A 1361-nucleotide genomic window follows, 5' to 3' on the forward strand; every position below is an offset into this window, starting at 1 on the left:
AAGTATGCCGTCAGCACCCACACGGTGATCGCAGTAAATGATTCGCTGACCAACAGCGGGACAAAGCCGGACTTGGCCAGCGCCGCATAAGCGAAGAGGGCGTACAGGGGTATGGATGCTGCGCTCCCGATTCTGAGTTTGGCCGGGAGGACGCGGTGTTGTCCGCCCCATGCCATTCTCCCCAGCGGTGCTCCCGCGATCAGCGCCACCTGGAAAACAGCCAGGCCGGCCAAGAGTGCGCAGGCGAGTATTGCGGAAAGCTGGTCCAACAGCATCTGGATCCATCCCCTTGTCGAGTCCCAGGCAGCAACGCGTGTTGCGCCGTGCGATGCACGCCGTGTTGTGGTGGCTGTGGAGAGCATATTCGTGAATCCGAGGCAATTACGGGACCCGCTAGCCGCGCCCTTGCCTTCGGCGCCGGATGGCGCTTCGAATGACCGCTGGGATTGAACCGATCAAGGTGGCGAGCAGGAGGCCGAGCGCGATCAGTCCGGGAACCCGGCCAGAAGCTTCTCCGGCCGGAAGGTTGAGGTGCGCCGTCGGGTAGTCGATCATCTTAGCTGCCGATACAGCGGTTGTACGGTCGGTGTGCTGCGCCAGATACGTGATGGCGCCGTCGAACCCGAGCACCCCGCCGGCGCCAGCAAAAGCATCCACGGGAATGTCGCGGAACGCGGCCCAGCCGCGCAATTGCGGATCAATGCCCTCGTCCCCAGCCGCGCCAGGGGCAATGACGTTGTCCACCGGAGGTGCCTCGTGTTCCGGGACGGTCAGGAGAATCATCCCGTGTTTGGTGGTGACCGTGTCCGTGGCGGCAACCGCCACCGTCCGGGCAGCGAATGACATGTTGTAGACCTCGAATGCGCTGGCGACGTCGATTTCACCCACCCCGTTGAAGAGGCCGACGGCGATCGTCGGCCGGAACCAGGGGAGGAGGGCGTTGAGCCCGACGGGAATATCCGAGGCGGCGAAGGACTGGTCAGGTATCTGGGCTGCCGCCGCCACCTGCCAACCCGGGTAATTCATCAGCCGACCGACTCGCTCGGCTTCGGCCGTGCCGGCCAGGTCCTCCAAGACTTTCAGGGCACCGGGGATGCCGGAGGACACACCGGCCGTGGTGGTGATCCTGCCGTCCTGAACGAATCGCAGGCCTCCCATCCATTGGACCTCGGGATGGCTCCGCTTGAGCGCACCCAGGCGGGACCAGTGGCTCGTAGCCTTACGCCCGTCCAGCACACCGGCTTCGGCCAGGACCATTGATCCGCTGCACACGCCAAGGATGCGGGCGCCGCGCCCCGCTTGTTCCGCGATCCAGTCCCGCATGGGTGCTTCTTTTGTGCTCTCCGGGGCGCCGACGGCCG

General features: G+C 65.0%; 2 protein-coding genes. Both read right to left on the bottom strand.

All coding sequences use genetic code 11. The features are described from left to right. Positions 1–275, bottom strand: a 275-nt coding sequence (locus LQV45_RS32875; RefSeq protein ID WP_230011844.1) for a hypothetical protein, incomplete at its 3' end; no start/stop codon positions are given. A gap of 118 nt (positions 276–393) precedes the next feature. Next, positions 394–1361, bottom strand: a 968-nt coding sequence (locus LQV45_RS32880; protein WP_230011847.1) for a DJ-1/PfpI family protein, incomplete at its 5' end; no start/stop codon positions are given.

It is taken from the genome of Microbacterium sp. Bi128, from assembly GCF_918698205.1.